Raw genomic sequence first — 22,272 nt, 5'->3', positions numbered from 1 at the left:
GTCGTCACAGGAAACCGTCCGATAGGAGGCGGACCCGGCCGCTGGCGATGTGCTGCCCCCACTGCTCGACCGAAATGCCAACTGTGCAAGGGGCATCCGGGTCGGGCTCGGCGGACACCGTGGCATTCGCGTCGTTCTCGGCGAATCTGTGGTACGTGACCTCGACGGACTCGATGTCCGCGTGCGGCATGGCGAGTGCCGCGCGAGCCCCCTGCCGGAAAGCTTCGAGAACGAGCATGCCGGGAACGTGATCGCTCGGGTGGTCGAACAGGACCGGATGCTCGTCGTCCACCCGCAATGTCCACCGGTTCGGGCCGTGCTCCGTTCCGAGGACCACGTCCTCCGAACGGAACTGACCGACCATCTTGCCTGCCATCGGTTCGGGGCAGACCGGCGTGCCGATGATTCGGGGACCCGAACCGCCCCAACGAAGTTGGGCGTACGCAGCGGGAGTGAATACACTCGCGGTGCCGAAACCGCGCCCGATCTCGGTGTCGCCGATGCGGCAGACGTAGACGACCGAGAAGCGCGCGAGCATGTTGCCCCGGTAGAAATGGTCGCCGACCTGTGCCTCGATCGTCACCTCGGCCGGCCGGTCGTCGATCGCCAGGGCGTGCGGTGTGGCGTCCACACGCAGGGTGTGCATCACGAACGGGTGGCCCAGGGGTACTCGATACCTGGTGTGCGCCAAGTAGATCGTCGCCTGGCGCAGCGTCTCGACCATCAGCATCGTGTCGTAGCGGCCGTTGTGTGATCGATAGAAGCTGTGCGATCGTGGCCATTGCGCACCGAGGGTGAAGTGATCGACCGTGTCCGTGGCCACGCAGTCGGTGAGGAAGACTTCCGCGACTGCCCGGCGATGCACGAAGCGGCGCGGCACTGTCGACTCGAAGCTCAGAACAGGACGTGCCTCGCCCCCATGCGTACCCCCGGCCATCGTGTGGGCCTCCTTGCCTGTCCGTGTGAACGAATCTTCGAAGCCGCTCGGCGGCGACTATAGAACAGCCCGCCGAACAGGGGCGTTACGGCTCGCCGACCCCCGTGGTGTCCGAAAAGCCCGAAAGATGACGAAAAAAGTCACGCGATAGTAAAAAACCGTTTGACCGGTTTCGTGCTACGGTAGTTTCCAGTCGGGGACCGGGTGGCGGGACCTCTCGACCGGATCGATCAACGAGCCGGTCGAGTCGCTCTCGCCGCTCGCGGACTGCGCCGACCGGGCTTGCGAGGGGTAATCCCGGTCGGCGCAGACTGCGGTGCGTCGAACGGGCCCTGGCGACAACGAAAGTGGATGTAACGGAGGTCGAAGTGGCATCTGGTCGAATGAGAACCGCGGTGGTCTCCGCGGTCGTCCTCGCTGCTGCTACCGCGGCGGCGGCTCCCGCTCATGCGGCCGAGGAGTCTCCTCGGGTGCCGCCCACCGGGTCGAGTGTCATTGGGCCCCAGGAGATCTTCGACTGGATGGTTGCATTCGTGCTGAGTGCGCTCGGCGTCGTGTGAGCACGGCGGTACCGGAAGACGGGTAAGCCCCGCCGGCAAAGGGGAGGAGCCTGGCGGGGCTGTGCCGTAACTCCATGGTGTCGGGGAGGACATACGGAGACGCACCCGTTGCCTTGCGGCGACGCCCGATGGCTCAGCGGACTCCGACCGAAGGTGTCCGTCGGTCTCGCGAACAGGTCCGTGGAACGTGCTGCGGGCCTGCTTCCGCGCACGTGGAAGATCGGACCCTCGGGTCCGGATGCACACCATCGATCGGAAGTATTGTCGTGCAACCGAACCCGGTCGGGTTGCCCGACGCCGAGTCGACGGACGCCCGCCGGTATCCGCCCGAATCCCAGGGCGTGCTGCCTCCCACGGTGGATGACGGCGTCGAGGGCCTGTTCGTCGCATCCGACGGAATGTCCGAGCCCGAGGGGGGTGCTCTTGGACCGTCGACCCCCGTATCGATGAGATTCGGTGCACACCAGTCCTTTTCGAGCAGATGTTCCTTTTCCCTCTCTTCCGGTCTGCTCTCGAGCGCGGGGTCGTCGACGAAATGGGACACCCCACCGTCCTTGTCGCGAGCGGTGACGACGACGAACCGCTGGAGCGAGCGACGAATGCCCGATTCCCGGCGTGCGACGCCGAACGCGAAGTGCACGTTCTGCCGAGTCCGGCACGAGATCTCTTCACAGCCGATTCCGAGCAGCGCGAGTCGGCCGCGGTCGTCGCGGGGTGGGATCGCCACGCGCCCGATGGTGTGGTGGATCATCCACTGCCGTTCGCACATTCGAATCCGACGCTCCTCGCCGCACCGCGGTACAAGCGTCGACGCGTCTGTTCGTGTCGATCCCGTCCGGTGCGTCGGTCGGTGAGATCTATCAGGGCAGCCGGGTTTCGTAGGAAAGCTTCGCTTCGTGCGCCAAGTTGCTCAGGCACCACCGTGGCTGGACGGACACGTCCCCGGAACGTGCCCGCATCCGGTGAACGCCCTGTCCGACGAATTCGTCACGATGACCCCGTCGAAGGAACCCGGCGCCTACGAATACCGGTACTTCTACGAGTCCGACGATTCCGGAAGGGCGACGACGGCGGCCGCAACGGGCGCAGCAGTCCCGCGCGTCGAGCCGGTTCCCCGCCTACACGGTGTGCAGGCGCGGATGCGGCCGCTGAACGGAAGCTCGGTCGTGGATCCGGGCCGGCGGGGGTAAGCAGGAGATCCGCGATCTCGGTTCCGACCGTGGCGAAGGTCTCTTCGTCGCAGCCGATCGGATCGGTGATGTCGTCGAGCCCGGGTGCAGTCGCATGCACCCGGGTCGTCGACAGTTCTGCGACGGTCGAGGCACCACTGGCCTGCTGCAGCGGGGCGGCCGCCTGCAGTGTGAACGTGACGCGCATCATCTGCGGGGCCGCGGTGATCACCGGCTGCGGGTCGCCGCCGAGCTGCTGCAGCACCGGCGCGGCCGTCGATTCCATACCGTGACCGACCAGGGCGCGGTGCCGGCGCTGTGCGCGGTGAGGCCGGGTCGCCCGCCCTCGGCTGCGAACGAGGTGGTCAGCAGCTCGGCCGTGGGCGATCGACAGATGTTTCCCGTGCATACGAAGAGGACCCGCATCCTCTGTTCCTGTGCACCGCCCGGCCGGCCGCGCCGGAGCCGTACCACAGCGGTGGAAAACGGGTCCCTTCAATTCCCCGTATGCCGTATCGAGACCGTTGGGTAACATCGGGGCGTCTTGGGGCGCCGGGGGTGAGCACTGGAGCGGCGCCGGAATTGCAGAAGGCGGCTGATGAGTTCGGTACTCGGGGTGACCGTTGGGGAGAGCGCCGTCCGGATCGTGCGTCCGATCGACCGGACCACGCCCTCGGCGGGATTTCAGTTCCAGGTGGTGGACACAGGTCGCGACGACCCCGCTCGTCTCGCCGCACAGACCTTGGGCGTGCTGTTCCAGACGGGCGTGGCAGGGGAGCCGATCGACGCGCTCGGTGTGGTGTACCGAGACGCGGCGCAGGCCGACCGGATCCGCAAGGCCATGGCGGAACAGGGTCTCGAGCGGTTCGACCTGGTCTCCGAGTCCGAGGCGGCGCTGGCGTATCTGCGTGCCAGCGGTGAGCTCTGCACCGACACGGCGGTGTTCTACGACCTGGGTGATTCCGGCCTCACCGTGACCGTCGTCGACCTTCCGTCCGGGGAGGTCCTCGCGGGACGCACCGACACCGTCGGGGGACGGGTGTTCGACGCTGCGATCCGTGAACACCAGCTCGGCACGAACGGCGTGTGGCTGCCCGACGATCCGGCGACCGTCACCGAGTTCGACGCGCAGTGCCGCGAGGCGAAGGAACAGCTGTCCGCGAGCGACGCGGTCGCGGTGCCGGGCGCTGCCGGGCTCATTCTCATGTCGCGGGACACGTTCGACCCGCTGATCGCGCAGTGCGTCGAATCGTCCGCGCGGTTCGTCCGCGACATCGTCGAGCGCGCCGGCCGGGATCCGGAGGCGATCGTGCTGCTCGGTGGCGGCGCGCACATCCCGCTCGTCCAGGAGGTTCTGCGGTCCTGGCTGAGGTTGCCGCTGGTGGTGCCGCACGAGCCGGAGCTGGTTCTGGCGAAGGGCGGCGCTCTCCTGGCCGGTCGGCCGAAGGACTCGATACCGGGCATGACCACGCGCATCGTCCCGCCGCCGGGGGCGACCGAGCGCATTACGCGCCCGGCCGGGACGCCGGTCGGTGTCAGCGGATTCGCAGCCACGGACCAGCGCACCGATCGGATCGCCCGTCCGAAGGAGAATCCCGCGAATGCCGCGGACGCGGACGAGTCGCGGTCCTGGCGGGGGATGCTCACGGCCCGCGGGCCCCGGGTGAGCGGCAAGCAGATCAGCGGCGCGGGCCTCGCGGGAACCGCTCTGATGGTGGTGGCCCTGATCGGTGTCGCGCTCGGAGCCGGCAACACCGTCTTCGGTTCGGAGCCGGTCGACGAGTCCGCTCCCGCGGAAACGGTGGTGACGACGCCGCCGTCGTCGAAGCCGTCACCGAGGCCCGCGGTGGCGCCGGCACCGGTCACCACGACCACCGAAGAACCGGAACCCGAGCCGACCACGCAGCGGCAGGTGCCGGTCGCCCCCGAGACGCCGCCGCCCCCGCCGATGATCCCGGGGCTGAACATCCCGGTCCCGGTCCTGCCGACGGTGGAGCTGCCGCGGATCGAGCTGCCCAGGCTCGAGCTGCCCGCGCGGTGACGTCCGAGCGGTGATCAGCGGGCGTGCCGCCCCCGGGCCCGTTCGACGACGGGTGCGGGCCCGCCACCCGATCCGACGGGCCGGGCGAGCAGCGCCGCGATAGCGGTGGTCAGCGGCACCGACAGGGTCAGGGCGATGCCGCCCACGCAGGCCCGCACGATTTCGATCGCGACGGCGTCGCCGGTGAGGACGTCGGAGATCGATCGTCCGGCGATGCTGAAGAACAGCAGCAGTGGTAGCGCACCGCCGGCGTACGCGAGCACCAGCGTGTAGACGGTGCTCGCGATGTGGTCGCGACCGACCCGCATCGCGGAGGTGAACACCTCGCGGCGGCTCGCGGACGGGTCGATCGCCGCGAGTTCGAACGCCGACGACGCCTGCGTGATCGTGACGTCGTTGAGGACACCGAGCGATCCGATGATGAATCCGGCGAGCAACAGACCCGTGATGCTCACGTGCTCGAGGTACAACTGCACGTCGGTGTTCTGTTCCTCCGACAGACCCGTCAGATTGGTCAGGCGGATCGCCAGATAGGACAGCAGCGCCGCGAGGGCCATCGACGCCAGGGTGCCCAGCAGCGCCGAACTCGTACGCAGGTTCACTCCGTGCGCGAGGTACAACACGGCGTAGAGAATGAGTGACCCGCCGACGAGCGCGACCGGCACGGCCGGTTTCCCGTCGAGTAGTGCCGGCAGCATGAAACCGACGAGCACCCCGAACGCAACGAGCAGGCCGATCAGAGCCCTCAGTCCCCGCCACCGTGCGACCACCACGATCACCACGGCGAACGCGACGATGATCAGCGTGAGGGGCAGACCGCGGGCGTAGTCGTAGAAGGAGTACTGGGTCGCGCCCGACGGATCGGTCTGGCGGACCAGCCGGATCTTCTCCCCGGCGTGCAACTCCGGTTGTCCCGGCCCCGGGGCGATCTCGAGCAGGGTTCGGGTGCCCTCGTTGGGACCCGATTCGATGGCGATGACGCTGCGGGAACATTCGTAGGCGTCGGTCGCGGGAGGCACCGGGTCGCCGGTGAACACACGGCCGGAGGAGGTGCTGCCGCACGAGCCCGTGTCCTGGATGACGACGGTGCCCGCCTCGGTGACGACGGCGTCACCGCCCGAGGTCTGGAAAGGCGCGGGGATGTCGATGGACCTGCTGCTGGGCCACAGTGCAGCAGTACCGAGCAGAACGGCGAGGCCGATGGCTGTCAGCAGTCCGACGACCACGCGGGCCGCGGTGGGGCCGAGCGGGACCGGGCCGTCGTGGCTGTGCCCGTGCCCGTGTCCGTGTCCGTGACTCACCGGGACAGGCTAGCCACCCTATTCGTGATGACCGGATGGGGGCGCGGCCGCGCAGGTCTCGTTTGTGCACCCCGCACAAGTGGATGCATCAAGATCGTGCCTCGGGCACGAAAAAATCGGCCCGGAAAGAGCCTTCTGTGTGGATTACCCAGAAAATCTGTGGTTCAATCGTGATCGCGAGTGAGTTTCCCGCCGAGATTCACGGGCCGTGGCGACTGAGCGTTCGATGCGCTCGGGGCCGGAAGAGAATGAGTTGGGCTGGTGGTGGCGGGGAGCAGGGGGGTGTCCCCGCCACCTTCACCTGACCTCGCACAGGGGGGATGGCGTCGGTCAGGGAGCCCGGCACGGTCGCGCCGTGCCATGGACAAACTTACTTCCTATGTCCGTGTTCGGGAAAGTCTTCTGAGGTGTGTCCCGCCTCACCACTTGGTCCGATTGTCCGATTCGGGACCTATTAGGGACCTTCTACCTGCGGAAATGCACTGGTGGGGACTCCAGATATACATTCCACAACAATCGGCGTGTCGTGCGTCTCGGGCGTGTCACGGCGGGCTTCGGTGTCCGAAAAATTCGGATCGAAACCCACCGCGGCGCCGGGTGCGGCCCGGCCCGACGCGCGGACCGAGCCCGTGGCCTGCGAGAACGCTGCCCTGCGAGAACGCTGCCCTGCGTGAACGCTACTGCTTGTAGCTCGACAGGAAGTTGCCGAACCGCTCGATTGCGACGGCGAGGTCGCGGGCCCACGGCAACGTGACGATCCGCAGGTGGTCGTGGTTCGGCCAGTTGAAGCCGGTGCCCTGGACCATGAGGATCTTCTCCTGCAGCAGCAGGTCCTGCACGAGCTTCTCGTCGTCGTGGATCTCGTACACGTCCGGATCCAGCCGCGGGAAGGCGTACAGGGCGCCGCGCGGCTTCACGCAGCTGACGCCCGGAATCGCGTTGAGCCGTTCCCACGCGACATCGCGCTGTTCGAGCAGCCTGCCACCGGGCAGGATCAGGTCCTCGATGCTCTGGTAGCCGCCGAGCGCGACCTGGATCGCATGCTGCGCCGGGACGTTCGGGCACAGGCGCGTCGAGGCGAGGAGATCGACGCCCTCGAGGAAGCCGGCAGCGTGTTCCTTCGGGCCCGTGATGGTCATCCAGCCGGAGCGGTAGCCGGCCACCCGGTACGCCTTCGACAGGCCGTTGTAGGTCAGGCAGAGCAGGTCGGGTGCCAGCGTCGCGAGCGAGATGTGCTTCGCGTCGTCGTAGAGGATCTTGTCGTAGATCTCGTCGGCGAGCAGCAGCAACTGATGCTTGCGGGCCAGCTCGACCAGCTGCGTCAGGACCTCGAGGGAGTACACCGCGCCCGTGGGATTGTTCGGGTTGATGACCAGCAGGGCCTTGGTGCGATCTGTGATCTTGGACTCGATATCGGCGATATCCGGATTCCAGTCGTTGGACTCGTCGCACAGATAGTGCACGGGAGTGCCACCGGCGAGGGAGGTCATCGCAGTCCACAGCGGATAGTCCGGCGCGGGAATGAGGACCTCGTCGCCGTCGTCCAGCAGTGCCTGCATCGTGATGGTGATGAGCTCGGAGACGCCGTTGCCCAGGTAGACGTCGTTGATGTCGAGCTTGGGGAAGCCCGGCACCAGCTCGTAGCGTGTGACGATCGCGCGGCGCGCCGACGCGATGCCCTTGGACTCCGAGTAGCCCTGGGCGTGGGGGAGAGCGGCGATCATGTCCTGCACGATCGTCTCGGGCGCCTCGAAGCCGAACGGGGCGGGATTGCCGATGTTCAGCTTCAGGATGCGGTGACCTTCCGCTTCCAGTCGCGCGGCATGGGCGTGCACCGGCCCGCGGATCTCGTACAGCACGTTCTGCAGCTTCGAGGACTGCTCGAGCGGGCGGGTGATGCGGTGGTGAAGGTGGCCTTGCTCTCCGATAGTCACGGCGTCCATGGTGCCACCGGCGCGCAACTCCATTTCAACCGGATTTTCCGAAACCTCCGACGCGTCCGCCGCGACGATCGTCACAATCAGTGCGATGATGGCCACTTGACCGCGACGTCGGGGTGACGTCCGGATGTGGATGTAGAGGGAGTCAGCGGAAATGGCGCAGGGAACTGTGAAGTGGTTCAACGCGGAGAAGGGGTTCGGGTTCATCGAACAGGACGGTGGGGGGCCGGACGTCTTCGTCCACTACTCCGAGATCCAGGGCACCGGGTTCAAGACCCTCGATGAGGGTGCCCGCGTCGAGTTCGAGATCGGTCAGGGTCAGAAGGGCCCGCAGGCGCAGGGCGTCCGCGCCATCTGATTTCGCGTCCCCCGTTCACAACGGTGGTGCCCAGGGGTTGTGACCTGGCACCACCGTTGTGCTGTTTGTGGGCTCCATCACGGACCACATGAGGGCTCAACCTCCGTGCATTACTCTTCGAGGCGATGGGGCTGTGTTCGGGGGCGAGGACAGCCGGCGCGTAGCAATGCGGCTGGAAGTATGTGGTGGAATTGGGTGGGTCCGGGGGGTCGGCTGTGCCGATGGACGACGAGATCGGTTCGCGATGGAGGGACCCGAAACGCCATCTCTGGCTGTTCGGACTGGCCGTTCCGCTGAGCCCGTTCATGGCATGGATTCTCGTGCGCTTCCTGCACCTCGGTGTCTTCTGGGCTGCCGGGGCGATCGTCATCGCCGTGATCGCGCCGCTCGTCGATCGGTTCGTCGACCAGGACCGGACCAATCCGCCTGAGGCGGTCATGAAGTCCCTCGAGCGCGACAAGTACTACCGCTGGTGCACGTATCTGTACGTGCCGCTGCAGTACGCGGGACTGGTGTTCGGCTGCTGGACCTGGGTGAACTGCCCGATGGGCCCGTTCGAGAAGTTCGCGATGGCCGCCACGCTCGGCGTTGTCGGCGGGGTGGGTATCAACGCGGCCCACGAGCTCGGACACAAACGGACGAAGCTCGAACGGCGCCTTGCAAAGGTCGCGCTCGCCCAGCCCTTCTACGGGCACTTCTACGTCGAGCACAATCACGGTCACCACCTGCGGGTGGCGACGCCCGAGGACCCTGCGACCGCTCGTTTCGGCGAGAGCTACTGGCGCTTCCTGCCGCGGACCGTGATCGGCAGCCTGCGCTCGGCCTGGGGCTACGAGAGCGCGCGGCTGCGTCGCCGCGGGCGGTCGCCGTGGAATCCGATTCGCAACAACATCCTCAACGCCTGGGCGATGAGCGTCGCGCTGTACGCGGCCCTCCTCGCGGCCTTCGGTTGGCGGATCGCACCGTGGCTCGTCGTGCAAGCGGTGATGGCCGTGATGTTCCTCGAGGCCGTGAACTATCTCGAGCACTACGGTCTGCTACGGGAGAAGCGGCCCGACGGCCGCTACGTGCGGGTGGCCGCGCCCCACAGCTGGAACAGCGACCACGTGTGCAGCAACCTGTTCCTCTACAACCTGCAGCGGCACAGCGACCACCATGCGAACCCGATGCGCCGCTATCAGACGTTGCGCAGCATGCCGGAGGCACCGCAGCTGCCCGCCGGGTACGCGGTGCTCGTCCTCGTCTCGCTCGTGCCACCCCTGTGGCGCCGCGTCATGGATCGTCGCGTGCTCGAGCACTACGGCTACGACCCGACGCGAATCAACATCGACCCGCGCAAAGAAGCCAAAATCCTTGCGCGTTACCCCTCCGTTACGTAATCCTGGTCACACGGACGCGTGTGCGTCCGTCCGTGTCGGGGCGGGTTGCGGGGGGTAGTTGAACGTGAAAGCTCTTCGGAAGGGCGGTGCCGGTAGCGCGGTGCGTCGGCCGGTGTGGCTTTCCGGAGTGGTGCTCGCCGGTGTGGTGCTCGCCGCGCTCGTCCATGCTCCCGCCGGGGCTGCGCCGGGATCCGCGGTGGAACCGGGTGACGGGCTCGCGGTCGTCGAGCGGATCGAGCAGGTCGGGGACCGGCGCTGGGACGTGTTCGTGCACTCCCCGGCCATGGACCGCACCATCACCCTCAACGTGATCCGTCCCGCCGACCCGAGCGTGCCGCGGCCGACGCTGTACCTGTTCAACGGGGCCGGTGGCGGCGAGGACGCGATGACCTGGCTCAACCAGACCGACATCCTCGAGTTCACCGCGGACAAGAACGTCAACGTCGTCATTCCCGCCGAGGGCATGATCAGCTACTACACCGACTGGTTGCGCGACGATCCCGCATCCGGCACGAACAAGTGGGGCACCTTCCTCACGCAGGAGTTGCCTCCCGTGCTGGACCGCACGCTCGGAGCCTCGGGCGTCAACGCGATCGCGGGCCTGTCCATGGCCGCCACGTCCGTGCTCGATCTGGCGATCCAGGCGCCGGGGCTGTATCGGGCGGTCGCGTCGTACAGCGGATGCGCGCAGACCAGCGACCCTCTCGGCCAGGCATACGTCCGGTCCGTCGTCGAGGTGGCCGGCGCAAAGGACGCCACGGACATGTGGGGACCCTACGACGGCCCGGGGTGGGAGGCGCACGACCCCTACCTCAACGCGGAGAAGCTCCGGGGGCTGTCTCTGTACATTTCCAACGGCAGCGGGCTCCCCGGTCCCCACGACAGTCCGTTCCTGCCACGCTCCCCGCAGGCGCCGATGCTGATCGAGCAGATCGTGTGGGGAGGCCTCCTCGAGGCGGCCACCAATGTGTGCACGCACCGGCTCGCCGACCGCCTGCAGGAATTGGACATCCACGCGACGGTCCGGTTCCGTGAGGTCGGGACGCACTCGTGGGGTTACTGGCAGGACGAGTTGCACGAGTCGTGGCCGCAGCTGGCGGCGGCAATGGGTGCCGACGAGTAGCAGATCGACATCTGGATTCGCTCGCATACTCCTCGACGCGATGGGGCCGTGCATTTGTGCCCGAGCGCGGGCCCTGTCGGCTCCCCGGACGTCGGTTCCGTTATGCACCACGGAATTACATCACTTCGAATTGCTGACGCGCTGCTGGCGGAATGAAATTCGACCGTTCGAACGACGCGGTAGGTGCTCGTTACGTGAAATAACGGGAAAAGCTGTGCTGCTGCCTGCGCCCAGGGGAATCCGTGCGGCTTTTGTGTAACGGAACACACTTTGGCGTGTTAAGTAACGGATTTCAACTTGATAACGATCCGGATTCTGTAAGCTCCGTGAGTTCAAGAATTCGAGTGCCAGGAGGGTTCGTGGCACTGCCCACGCACGCATCCGCAGAAGACGCGATCGCCGTATCCCACCGGGGTGCCGTCGCGCGTCGACTGTGGGTGGCGACGTACGTGAAGCGACTGGTCATCACCGACACGTTGATCGTGGCGGCGGCGGTCCTGGCGGCGCAGTGGGTCCGATTCGGGACTTTCGATGTGCAGGTCCAGTCCAAGGCCGTCAGTTTCGTCGGCTACGGCCTCGTGACCGTTGTTCTGGTTGCCCTGTGGCTGTCCGTCCTCGCGATCTTCCGCACCCGATCTCCTCGCGTGGTGGGAAGCGGGGACGAGGAGTATCGCCGGATCATCTCGTCGACGTTCTGGATGTTCGGCGTCATCGCGATCGTGGCGCTGCTCGCGGGGCTCGACCTGGCCCGCCTCTATCTCGCAATCGCCCTCCCGACGGGATTGGGTGGCCTGCTACTCGGCCGTTGGCTCTGGCGCAGGCGAGTGACGCGCTGGCGCGAACGCGGTCAGTTGCAGACCGCGGTGCTGGTGGTCGGTGGCGAGCGGTCCATCCGTGACCTGATCGAATCCTTCTCGAGGGGGACCGCCGACGGGTACCACGTGGTGGGGGCTTGTATCCCCGGCCCGGACGGCCGTAGAGGCGGAACGATCCATTTGGCCGGCACCGAGGTCCCCGTGCTCGGCAGCGAAAGCGACGTCGTCCCCGCGCTGGAGCAGACCGGCGCCGACACCGTCGTGATCACCGATACCGAGAGGGTGGGTCATCGCGGTATTCGGGATCTGCTGTGGGAATTGGAGGATTCCGAGATCGACCTCGTGGTCGCTCCGGGAATCATCGATGTTTCCGGGCCTCGCCTCGAAATGCGCCCCGTGGCCGGTCTCCCGCTCATCCACGTGGAGAAACCCCAATATCACGGTGCCAAGAGCTTCGCGAAAACTGCATTCGATGTGGTGTTTTCCGCTCTCGTGTTGCTCATCGCGAGTCCGCTGATGATTGCGGTGGCGATCGCGATCAAACTCACCAGCAAAGGCCCGGTCTTCTACAAATCCGTACGTATCGGACTCGACGGGCAACCGTTCATGATGTTGAAATTCCGGTCCATGGTGGTCGGTGCCGACCAAAAGGTAGCGACGCTGATGGACAGGAACGAAGGCGCCGGGGTCCTGTTCAAGCTGCGAGACGATCCACGTGTCACGCCCGTGGGCCGGATGTTGCGCCGGTACAGCATCGACGAACTGCCACAGTTCATCAACGTGCTGCGCAGGGAGATGAGCGTGGTCGGCCCGCGTCCGCCGTTGCGGCGCGAGGTGGCGGAATACGACGGAACGGTGCGTCGCCGGTTGCTCGTCAAGCCCGGGATGACCGGGCTGTGGCAGGTGAGCGGACGGTCGGACCTGTCGTGGGAGGAGTCGGTGCGACTCGACCTGTCCTATGTGGAGAACTGGTCGATGGTCGGGGACCTGCTCATCGTCGTCAAGACCCTCCGAGCGGTTGCCGCCGGGGCGGGCGCGTACTGATCCCCGATGCACACTTCCCTGATCGACGCTGTCGTCTTCGCCTGCTACGAACCTGCCACGGAACTCCTCGATCGAGTCGTCACGGTGGCGCGTCTCGTGGACCGGGTCTACGTCGTGGACGACGGGAGCCGCACCCTCGATCCGTTGTTCTACCGGTGCTTGGATGCGTGCCCGAACGTCACGGTGATGATGAAGCCGGAGAATCGCGGAATCGCGCACAGCCTGAACCTGGGATTCTCTGCGGCTCTGGTGGCGGGCGCGCGGTTCGTGATGACGCTCGATCAGGACACCGTGGTCGACGAGGCCCTGTTCGATGCCATGAACTCTGCGGTCGACGAGCTGGAGAGGACACGGCCGCATGCCTGGGGTGCCGTCGGACCCGGGGTGATCAGTGACATGCGGTACCACCGTGACTTCTCCGAGGGACTGCGGCCGACACCCGAGATCATCCAGTCCGCAGCGGTCTTCAACTCCGAGGGGTTGCGTTCGGCCGGACTGACGGACGAAACGCTCGTCATCGATTCGGTCGACACGGATCTGTGCCTGCGACTGAGGGTCCACGGGTATCAGGTGTTCGCGGACGATCGAGTGCAGATTGCGCATCCGATCGGCAGCGGAGGATCCGTCCGGATCCTCGGCCGCCGGGTCTCGGTGACCCACCACAGCCCACTGCGGCGGTACTACATCACCCGGAACCGCCTGGAGATGTTCCGGCGGTACGGCCGACGGGAACGACGATGGTTCCTCGTCACGCTGCGTCGACTCACGATCGCGACCATCCTGGCGTTGACGATCGAAGATGCCCGCGGAGCGAAGTTCCGTGCGGTTGTCGCCGGTGTGCGCGACTTCCTTCTCGGCCACAGCGGTCCGGCTCCGAGCCCCTTCCGCTCGTCGATCGGTGCGGAGGTCGTCGACGGCATTGCAGTGGTGCTGGTGACCCACAACGGGATGCGGTTCCTCGCGGAGCAGATCGCCTCGATTGCAGGTCAGTCGACGAAACCGGATGCGATCTACCTCGTGGACGATCGCTCGTCCGACGGATCGAGCGAATTCGTGGTCGACTACTTCGCCACCCACGGACCGATCCCGGTGACGGTCGTCCGCGCTCCTGAGATCCGCACGAGCGACCTGTTCACTCGGATCGCCGCGAACTTCGAGGCAGGCTTGCGGGCCGCCGCGTCGAAATACCGATACATCGCGCTGTCCGATCAGGACGACGTCTGGGAAGCCGACCGATTGGCAATGCAGCGCGACCGTCTGTCGTCGGGCCGCGCTCTCGTCACGGTCGGTGACGGGATGCTGATCGATCAGGACGGCGTGCCCACCGGAGCGAAGCTGCGTGATCGTTTCCCGGTGCCGGCCGCGTGGCACGAGGCGACATCTGCCGAACGGATGCGACTGCTGCTGCGGCACCCGATGGCAACCGGGGCCGCGATGATGATCGACTCGCGCCTCGTGCAGTATGCGGCGCCCGTGCCGGCCGGATGGCTGCACGATCGGTGGCTCTCTCTCGTCGGCGCAGCGGTCGATTCGATCGACGTTGACGCCCGTGTGGTTGTGCGATACCGGATTTCGCCCTCGCAGGTCGTGGGGACGCGGGGACAGGTCGACAAGTCCGGTTGGGAGCATCTGGCCGACGGAGGGTCGCGACCCTTGCTTGCCGCCCGCAAGATCGGCCACTTGTCGGGCCGGTTGCGCGCCCTCGCCAGCGGTGAGCAGATCCGCGCCGAACTGTCGGTCCAGCGGGTGCTGCGCAGCTATCTCGGGAACCGCGGACGGGAGGCAGCATGACCACCACGTCATTCGGGGGAGCGGCCGCTCCGATAGAGTCGGACGACGCGCAGGGTGGTGGGGGCCATGCCCAGTGGGACGTTCAGGTCCTGGTCGCGGCAGTAAACACCGATGCAGGAGGCGCTTGCCGTTGTCGATAGTCAGTGAATTGGTCGACTCACGCGAGTTGGTGCTCAACCTCGTCCGCCGCGAGGTGAAGGGCAAGTACAAGGCGACGGCGCTCGGTCAGCTGTGGTCGTTGGCGAATCCGCTGACGGCGATGGTCATCTACACGGTGGTGTTCGCCTTCATCATCCGCATCCAGCCGGAACCCGGCGATCCGAGTGGCGTCGACGTCTTCGCCGTGTGGCTGTTGTGCGCGCTGCTTCCGTGGACGTTCTTCACCAATGTCGCCAACGGCGGGATGATCGCGTTCGTCGGCAACGAGAACCTGGTCAAGAAGGTCTACTTCCCCCGCATCGCGCTCGTCGTATCGAACTCGATCGCATGGCTCTATACGTGGGCGATCGAAATGCTGGTACTGCTGGTCGTTCTGCTCGTCATCGGTGCGAATCCGTTGCCGTGGATTCCGCTCGTTCTCGTCGCCATGGTGTTCATGTGGTTGTTCACCACCGGGATTTCGATGATGCTCTCGATCGCGAACGTCTACTTCCGCGACACGCACCACATCATGACGGTCGTCCTGCAGCTGATGTTCTACCTGACGCCGATCGTCTACCCCGTTTCACTCGTCACCGAGCAGTCCGACCGGATCGGTCCGCTCTTCGGGTCGGTCACCGTACTGGACCTGTATCAGCTCAATCCGATCGGGCACTTCGTCGAGGTGTTCCGCAACTTGCTCTACGACAACCGGTGGCCCGACCTGTCCACCAGCATGGCGTGTGTGGCCTGGGGGGTAGGCACTTTCGCGGTGGGGTACTGGGTCTTCAAGCGGCACGAAAAGGGATTGGCGGAGGCGCTGTGAGCACGCCGGCGGTAGTGGTCGACGACGTTTCCAAGAAGTTCAGGATCTATCACGAGCGCAACCAGTCGCTCAAGAGTGCGGTTATGCGGCGGCGGTTGTCCGTGCACGAAGACTTCTGGGCGTTGAAGAACGTATCCCTCGAGGTCCCGGCGTCCTCCACATTCGCGTTGGTGGGGGACAACGGTTCCGGCAAATCGACGCTGCTCAAGTGTCTCGCCAAGATCCTGCATCCGAACTCCGGCAAGATCACCACGCACGGCCGGATGGCAGCCCTGCTGGAGGTTGGATCGGGGTTCCATCCGGAGCTTTCCGGACGAGAGAACATCTATCTCAACGCCTCGATTCTCGGTATGACCCGCAAGGAAGTCGAGCGCAAGTTCGACGAGATCGTTGCGTTCTCAGGCGTCGAGGAGTTCATCGACCAGCCCGTCAAGAACTACTCCTCCGGCATGTATGTGCGCCTCGGCTTCTCCGTCGCCATCAACGTCGACCCGGAGGTGCTCCTCGTCGACGAAGTGCTCGCCGTGGGTGACGCAGCGTTCCAGGAGAAGTGTGCGGAGAAGTTCGCGCAGTTCCGTCGCGAGGGTCGGACCGTAGTCGTCGTGTCCCATTCGCTCGGTCAGCTGCGGAACATGTCGGATCACGCTGCGTGGCTCGAACACGGGCAGCTCAAGGAAGTCGGGCCGGCTGACGCAGTGATCGAGAAGTACCTCGACTCGACTCGCGCGGGGATTCGCACGACCGAGGACGGAAAGGTTCGGTGGGGATCAGGCGAGGCTGTCGTCGACGCGGTCGAAGTGCTCGACCGGAACAGGGAGCAGTTCGACCGAGTTGTGCCCGCAGGTTCTCAGGTCGTCATCTGCTTGCGCTTCACAGCCCATGAACGCATCAGCAGCCCAATCTTCGCGATCTCCATCGAATCAGCTGACGGAACACAACTCTGGACTGGGAATACGCGCGACGAGGGACTCATCGTCGGCAGTGTGGAGGGACGTGGAGCTGCCGAGCTGATCCTGGAGTCTCTCCCGCTCGCTCCCGGCGAATACACACTGACCAGCACGGTCTATGACGAAACGATGCAGCACGTCTTCGACGAGGTGCGCGGTGTTGCCCGGCTCAATGTCGGTAGAGGCATCCTCACGGCGTCAGCCGGCTATCTAGGGATGAACACCGCATGGTCCCTGACGAGCGAACCTACACAACGAATTGCGCAATGACTCGGGTTGTCGTGGTGAAGTCGGTCGATCAGATTTCGTTCTGATCCAGGAATACATCACGAACGAATTTCCAAGGCTGCGAGATGCCTGCGGCGCGTTTCGACGCAGGCATGAGAAGGATTCATGAATGCGCGTAGTTCAGGTGTCGGCACACTATCCGCCGAATTTCATCAGCGGCGGTACACTCGCTCCTCAGCGCCTTGCGCGCGCGGTTGCGGAAGCCGGCCATGAGAGTTACGTGTATGCGGGGTATCTCGATTCGAGCCTCCGTGCCTTGTCTACGTGGACCGATCGTGATGCCGACGTCACAGTGCGGTGGATCGTTACGACACCCTGGGTCGATTGGGCAGATCCGAAGAACAGCATCAATCCCGAGGTTGAGAAGGACTTCTGCGAGTGGCTTGGTGAAATTCAACCGGATATCGTTCACCTCCATTCACTCCAGACATTGGGCGGATCGTTGGTCCGCGCGGCGAAGAACTCCGGTGCCCGCGTAGTCGTGACCATGCATGATTTCTGGTGGTTCTGTGCGCGTCAGTTCCTGGTGTCGTCCCAACTGAGGCCGTGTTCACTGGTTGTCAGTTGTGGTGCCTGCCCATGCGCCGTGGAAAGTAGTTGGCTGTCGAAGCGGAATTCGGTACTGGCGTCACACCTCCGCGCCGCGGATGTGATTCTTGCGCCGTCGGAAAGCGCTGCGCGGGTGCTCCGGGCGAACGGAGTGCCCGATACAGTCCTCCGGGTGGACGAGAACGGGGTGCCCAGCGGTGAGCTACGTACCCAGACTCCAGCTCTGCAGTCCGAATCCGACGACGCGCAACCACTGCGGATGATGTTCGCAGGGGGAAATGAAGTCCTCAAGGGTGCGCTCGTTCTCCAAGCCGCAGCGCGGGAACTGGCGGATGTTTCGGGCTGGAGTCTCGACATGTACGGAACGACAGAACCTCGCACGAACGCACTCCCGAAGGCCGTCCGCTTCTTGCCGCGTTACGATCCGGCTGACCTCCCCGATGTCTTGGCTGAGCACGATGTACTTGTACTGCCATCGATCGCACGTGAGTCCCACTCGATTCTGACGCGCGAAGCTCTGATCGCGGGCCTCATGGTTGTCTGCAGCGACACGTTGGGTCCTGAGGAAGCCGTGAAGCACGGCTGGAACGGGCTGGTCGTTCCCGCAGCGGATTCCGACGCACTTGCAGCATCCTTGCGGAGTTTGATCGTCGACCCCGTCGGCACCCGCCGGATGATGGGACGCGGGTCGGCGTCGAAGATTCGTGAACTGTCCGACCAGACGACTGCGCTGGTGAACATGTACTCCGAGCTGGTGTCCACAGATTCGCGGCCCGCTGAATCTGAACGGGGTAGAACACCAGAGTTGGACACTGCCATCCGCCGCGTTCTTTTCATTATCGGAATCCAGGGGGCGCCGCTCCGATATCGCGCCCATTTTCCTGCAGAAGCATTGCGTTTGCGCGGCATCGACGTTGATATCCGCCACTACAGGGATCAGGATCTCCCGTTGCTGGTTCGTGAATTCGATGCGATCGTCATATACAGAGTGCCCGCGACCGTACAGATGCTCGACCTGGTTCGGAGTGTGCGGGTTCAAAATCCCGCGGTGCCAATCGTTTACGACGTCGACGACCTAGTATTCGACCCGGATCTCGAGAACGAAGTGCATGGCCTCCGAAGTCTGAGCGAATCGGATGTTTCACGTTGGTGGCATGGTGTGGCTCGGTATCGGACCATGATGGAGACCGCGGACATGTTCATCGGTGCTACAGCTGAACTGTGCCGCCATGCAACCGAAGTGACGGGACTTCCATCGCGACAGTTCGACAACGGGGTAGGAATGCTACTCGCCAAAGTCAGTGACACTGCGCTCGCAACCGCACGATCCAGAGGACCGCTTCGTATCGGGTACTTTTCTGGAAGTACCGCTCATGACGCAGATTGGGCGAGCATCGAGCTGGCGATCACAGCCATAATGTCCAAGTTCTCCGATCTTGAACTTTGGCTAGGAGGATACATAAGGACGACAGATGCGATGAGTCAGTACTCCGACCGAATCAAGCGGATTCCCTTTGTGCCCTGGCATGAGCTGCCTCGTCTGCTTCGCGATGTCGATGTATGCCTGGCTCCGCTGACTGCGGACAGCACGTTCAATGAGGCCAAGTCCGCCATCAAATGGCTTGAATCTGCGCTGGTAGAGACGCCAGTGGTCGCCACGCCGACCCAGCCCTTCCGTGACGCGATCGACCACGGACGAACTGGTTTTCTGGCATCGACGACCGACGAATGGATCACGTCTCTCACGACGTTGCTGGAGGACTTGTCGGTCCGACGATATGTCGGCTCGCAGGCTCGGCGAGAAGCATTGCTGCGGTGGTCGCCGCATCTACAGGGCGAAATCTATTTGGCCAATCTATTGGATGCCGCAGAGCTGGTGCTTCGTGACGGACCGAGAACGCAGAGTGATTGGACGCCTGTTGCTGACAGCGAGTACCCCTCGGTATCGGCCGCATTCGTGGAAGCGTACGAGGTTCGATCGGAACGGGTGTGGTCGTTCCGCAACAAGTTCCGGCGAAGCGCGGCCGCCAGGAAGCTGGAACATGCGTGGCGTCTATACCGAGCCGAAGGCGCCGCGTCTGTGATCAGGAAAGCACGTGGAGCGGGTTCTGACCTGATAATGCGGCTGCGTCCCCGCGGATAGCTACGCTTGGGCGGTCGGCGTGTGGACACTTGAGCGATCTCCCCGGTCGCATCAGCCTAGTGTGATGCCTATGGCCGGGATTCGAAGGATTCGAGGATTCCTACTTCGAACACGTGATATCCAAAGGGAATCCGTTGCGGTTAATGATCAGTTCGACGACGATCGGCGGATCGGCGCAAGGTCCTCTGGGTTCCCGACTGTGCGAAGCCGCCAGGTTCAGGTAGCGCTGGGCGGTACACCTGATCCGGGCCCACGGAGTTGTTGCGATAGGCCGGGACAACCTTGATCCCCCACGGCACTCTGCCCGCGTCCGCGATCGACGTGGCATCCACGGGCCGGAATCGCGATGGCGACGATGCTGGTATCCCGAAGGGATGTACGCCTTACTGGCTGCACCAACATCGTCGCCACCACTACGCCATCACATTCGTGGCACCGAACACTGCGTCACGCGTTGCTTCCTTGGGGAAGCACATCATCGTCGGAACCCTGCGAAATGCCGCTTGCAGAGATGTGCTCGGAGGAACCACTCGAGTGGTCGATCAACTGAGCAAGTAGTGCTCGCGCACGGTCAGGACCGAGTTCTCGACCGATGGTTTCTGCCCCTGTGTCCGACAAAGTCTGCCACACGTCGTCGTCGTCGAGGAGTGTACAAATGTGCTCGGCGAACGTCTCCGCCGAGTCTCCTATCAGGACATCGCGTCCATGTTTAAGGTGCATCGCTTCGCACGCTACGGATGTCCCGACGAGAGGTAGACCAAGAGAAAGGGCCTCTCCCACTTTGCCTTTTACGCCTGCTCCGTAGCGTAGCGGGGCTACCGCAACACGGGAAGCTCGATAGAACGGCACTAGATCTGAAACCCACCCGTGCACAACGACACCGGGGAGGTCCATCTCGGCTATCTCGTCTGGTGGATTGTTTCCGACGATATGCAGCACGGTCTCAGGGTGGCGTTCCCTGACCAACGGGAATATCGCGTCGCATAGCCAGCGCACCGCATCGATATTAGGAGAGTGGTTGAAGTTCCCGACAAAGAGAAGTCCGGATCGACCATCGGGCGACTGGCGTGTGCTGTCGGTGACGTGGATGTTCGACAGGATTTCGACTGCCGAAGTGGGCACAAGTTCCCCGAGTATCTCCTGCTCGACTTTTGAAACGACAAGAGTCACATCGGCGTCCTGCGCAAGCGTCAGTTCCAGCTCGCGGTAACGTTTGGATTCACGTGCGCACCATTCTGCTGTGACTGAGTCACCGCACTCTTCGGCTACCTGAGCTGCTCGGTCATGCCTCAGGAAGTGAAGGTCGACGGTATCGTAGACGACCAAGGAATTTGGTGCAGATGCTCTGACCCGGGACAGCCATTGAGCTGCAACGTCGGGCCTCGAGACTATTGACAGCGTAATGTGGCGTCCTGCTGAAAACAGGAACTCTTCTCGTTCTCGTCCCCAAAGAACGGTGATGCCGTGCTCGTGCAGGAAGTCGAGATGACGTTGATCAGTGGGCACCACATTGACGAGAAGGACGACACGCTGGTCGAGCTTGGCAAGGCCGAGCAAGATCGCCATAAAGCGAACGGACCCGGAATCGCGGTCGGGCGAAGGGATTGCATCCTCGACTACAACGACGATGCCGCCCGCGTGACCGGAGTTGCGTGTGCGCTGACGTGCTAGCCAGACATTGTTGGGGTTGGGTTCCAGCTGGTCTGCGAGGATGCTCGACCATTTCTGGACGAACTTCGCGCGATTGATCTCTTGATAGCGCTTGACGCCGGACGAAGTGTCGGTTCCGTTTGAGATTCCCTCATGGTGGATGACAGCCGAACTGGGCTGTACAACGACCCTATAGCCAGCAGCTCGCACGGAGAATGCGAGGTCGGTGTCTTCGTAGTATGCGGGTGCGAACTCTACGTCAAAGCCGCCGATCTGATCAAAGAGTTCGCGACGAACCATGATCGAGGCTCCCGAACAATAGTCGACGTCACGAACAGCCTCATAGATCGATCGATCGGGGTCGTCGCCTCGGCCGTAATTCGAGGCAGTGCCGTCGCGCCAGACGATTCCGCCCGATTCCTGAAGTGAATGATCGGGATAGATCAACCGTGACCCGACGAGTCCGACATCGGGATCGCGATCGAGCACTCCCGCGAGAGCATCCATCCAGCAGGGGAGGACCTCGGTATCGTTGTTGAGGAACAGGAGATAGCGTCCGCGCGCGTGCGAGGCGCCCAAATTGCAGGCTCGGACGAAACCGATGTTCTGCTCAGATCGCACCAGGCGGACGCCGCCGCACAGCGCAACTCGGTCGGCAGATGAATCCGGCGAGGCGTCGTCGACGACGATGACCTCGAACGGAGTGGTCGGAAGCTCCGCCTCGATCGAGGTCAAGCAGCGTTGGGTGTACTCCCACTTCCCGTAGGTCGGTATTACGACGGTGACCACCGGATTCTGGGACGTTGTCACCGTGACCGGCCCCCACGACCGCCCAGGAGTAGGAACTATGGTCGAGGAATCGTCTCGGAGTCGCTTTTCTCTCAAGGACCTGTGAATTCGAGTCGTAACTGCTCGAATCCTGTTCCGCTGGGGGGAATCCAACGGCGCGGTCGTTTCCAGAGCTGTCCGCGCGCTCTCTCTTGCCCGACGAATCGCGTGTCGCCGGCCGGTTCCCTCCGGGGCGACAATAGACACGAGCTTCTTGATGCGGCTCACACCCGGCAGCATCCCGTCAGCTTGATTCAACTCCTGACGCTCTCGCCGTAAGAGGTCGAAGCGAGCCTTCGCTTGCTCATCCAGCTGCCGCGATTTCCGAGCTAGCTCGGACGCAGTATTGTCCGGTGGGGTGGTCAAAGCACTTTCCTTCCAAGTACAAGTCGAGGTCAATGGAGCCGGGAAGCTGGAAGCGGCACTGACGGATCTACTTCAGGCG

At 64.1% G+C, this 22,272-nt stretch carries 16 protein-coding genes; 11 read left to right on the top strand and 5 right to left on the bottom strand.

What is annotated here, in order from left to right; translation table 11 throughout:
* Nucleotides 1–4: 4 nt before the first annotated feature.
* Complete coding sequence (locus ACN675_RS11925; RefSeq protein WP_420751065.1) at nt 5–937, bottom strand: ScbA/BarX family gamma-butyrolactone biosynthesis protein; 933 nt, start codon at nt 935–937, stop codon at nt 5–7.
* Nucleotides 938–1,320: 383 nt separating this feature from the next.
* On the opposite strand from ACN675_RS11925, the gene ACN675_RS11920 reads away from it, so the two are divergent.
* Both ACN675_RS11920 and ACN675_RS11915 read left to right on the top strand, forming a co-directional pair.
* The gene (locus ACN675_RS11920) at nt 1,321–1,497 is read left to right on the top strand and encodes a hypothetical protein (RefSeq protein ID WP_420751064.1); all 177 of its coding nucleotides are present in this window, start codon (nt 1,321–1,323) and stop codon (nt 1,495–1,497) included.
* Between the two features lie 896 nt (nt 1,498–2,393).
* A complete protein-coding gene (locus tag ACN675_RS11915; RefSeq protein ID WP_420751063.1) occupies nt 2,394–2,687 on the top strand; it encodes a hypothetical protein in 294 nt (97 codons plus the stop codon).
* A 207-nt stretch (nt 2,688–2,894) separates the two neighbouring features.
* On the opposite strand, the gene ACN675_RS11910 is transcribed toward ACN675_RS11915, so the two are convergent.
* Nucleotides 2,895–3,092, bottom strand: coding sequence for a hypothetical protein (locus ACN675_RS11910; RefSeq protein WP_420751062.1), 198 nt, complete (start codon nt 3,090–3,092; stop codon nt 2,895–2,897).
* A 172-nt stretch (nt 3,093–3,264) separates the two neighbouring features.
* Here ACN675_RS11910 and ACN675_RS11905 point away from each other — a divergent pair, with 172 nt between their 5' ends.
* Nucleotides 3,265–4,707, top strand: coding sequence for an Hsp70 family protein (locus ACN675_RS11905; RefSeq protein WP_420751061.1), 1,443 nt, complete (start codon nt 3,265–3,267; stop codon nt 4,705–4,707).
* A gap of 14 nt (nt 4,708–4,721) precedes the next feature.
* Here the strand turns inward: ACN675_RS11905 and ACN675_RS11900 are convergent, their stop codons facing one another.
* Entirely contained in the window at nt 4,722–6,008 is a 1,287-nt protein-coding gene (locus tag ACN675_RS11900) for a YibE/F family protein (RefSeq protein WP_420751060.1), read from the bottom strand.
* 677 nt (nt 6,009–6,685) lie between these two features.
* The gene (locus tag ACN675_RS11895; protein ID WP_420751059.1) at nt 6,686–7,951 is read right to left on the bottom strand and encodes a pyridoxal phosphate-dependent aminotransferase; all 1,266 of its coding nucleotides are present in this window, start codon (nt 7,949–7,951) and stop codon (nt 6,686–6,688) included.
* Between the two features lie 151 nt (nt 7,952–8,102).
* Here ACN675_RS11895 and ACN675_RS11890 point away from each other — a divergent pair, with 151 nt between their 5' ends.
* The 8 genes from ACN675_RS11890 to ACN675_RS11855 all read left to right on the top strand — a co-directional run bounded on the left by ACN675_RS11890 (nt 8,103) and on the right by ACN675_RS11855 (nt 19,349).
* Nucleotides 8,103–8,306, top strand: a complete 204-nt coding sequence (locus tag ACN675_RS11890) for a cold-shock protein (RefSeq protein WP_197255165.1) — start codon at nt 8,103–8,105, stop codon at nt 8,304–8,306.
* 221 nt (nt 8,307–8,527) lie between these two features.
* Entirely contained in the window at nt 8,528–9,685 is a 1,158-nt protein-coding gene (locus tag ACN675_RS11885) for an alkane 1-monooxygenase (protein ID WP_420751058.1), read from the top strand.
* Nucleotides 9,686–9,797: 112 nt separating this feature from the next.
* On the top strand, nt 9,798–10,808 hold the full coding sequence (locus ACN675_RS11880; protein WP_420751074.1) for an alpha/beta hydrolase: 1,011 nt from the start codon (nt 9,798–9,800) through the stop codon (nt 10,806–10,808).
* A gap of 365 nt (nt 10,809–11,173) precedes the next feature.
* Entirely contained in the window at nt 11,174–12,667 is a 1,494-nt protein-coding gene (locus tag ACN675_RS11875; RefSeq protein WP_420751073.1) for a sugar transferase, read from the top strand.
* A gap of 6 nt (nt 12,668–12,673) precedes the next feature.
* Nucleotides 12,674–14,458 carry a glycosyltransferase gene (locus ACN675_RS11870; protein ID WP_420751057.1) on the top strand — a complete coding sequence of 595 codons (1,785 nt, stop codon included), beginning with the start codon at nt 12,674–12,676 and terminating at the stop codon, nt 14,456–14,458.
* 148 nt (nt 14,459–14,606) lie between these two features.
* Nucleotides 14,607–15,422, top strand: a complete 816-nt coding sequence (locus ACN675_RS11865; RefSeq protein ID WP_420751056.1) for an ABC transporter permease — start codon at nt 14,607–14,609, stop codon at nt 15,420–15,422.
* Nucleotides 15,419–16,639, top strand: a complete 1,221-nt coding sequence (locus tag ACN675_RS11860; RefSeq protein WP_420751055.1) for an ABC transporter ATP-binding protein — start codon at nt 15,419–15,421, stop codon at nt 16,637–16,639. The genes ACN675_RS11865 and ACN675_RS11860 overlap by 4 nt, the downstream gene beginning before the upstream one ends.
* A gap of 127 nt (nt 16,640–16,766) precedes the next feature.
* The gene (locus ACN675_RS11855) at nt 16,767–19,349 is read left to right on the top strand and encodes a glycosyltransferase (protein WP_420751054.1); all 2,583 of its coding nucleotides are present in this window, start codon (nt 16,767–16,769) and stop codon (nt 19,347–19,349) included.
* Nucleotides 19,350–19,796: 447 nt separating this feature from the next.
* Here ACN675_RS11855 and ACN675_RS11850 read toward each other — a convergent pair whose 3' ends face one another.
* Complete coding sequence (locus ACN675_RS11850) at nt 19,797–22,067, bottom strand: glycosyltransferase (protein ID WP_420751072.1); 2,271 nt, start codon at nt 22,065–22,067, stop codon at nt 19,797–19,799.
* Between the last annotated feature and the right edge of the window lie 205 nt (nt 22,068–22,272).

The organism is Rhodococcus sp. O3 (assembly GCF_048897285.1).
Lineage (GTDB): Bacteria > Actinomycetota > Actinomycetes > Mycobacteriales > Mycobacteriaceae > Rhodococcus.
Note: the sequence above shows the minus strand (reverse complement) of the source record. Positions and strands in the feature narration are given on the sequence as shown.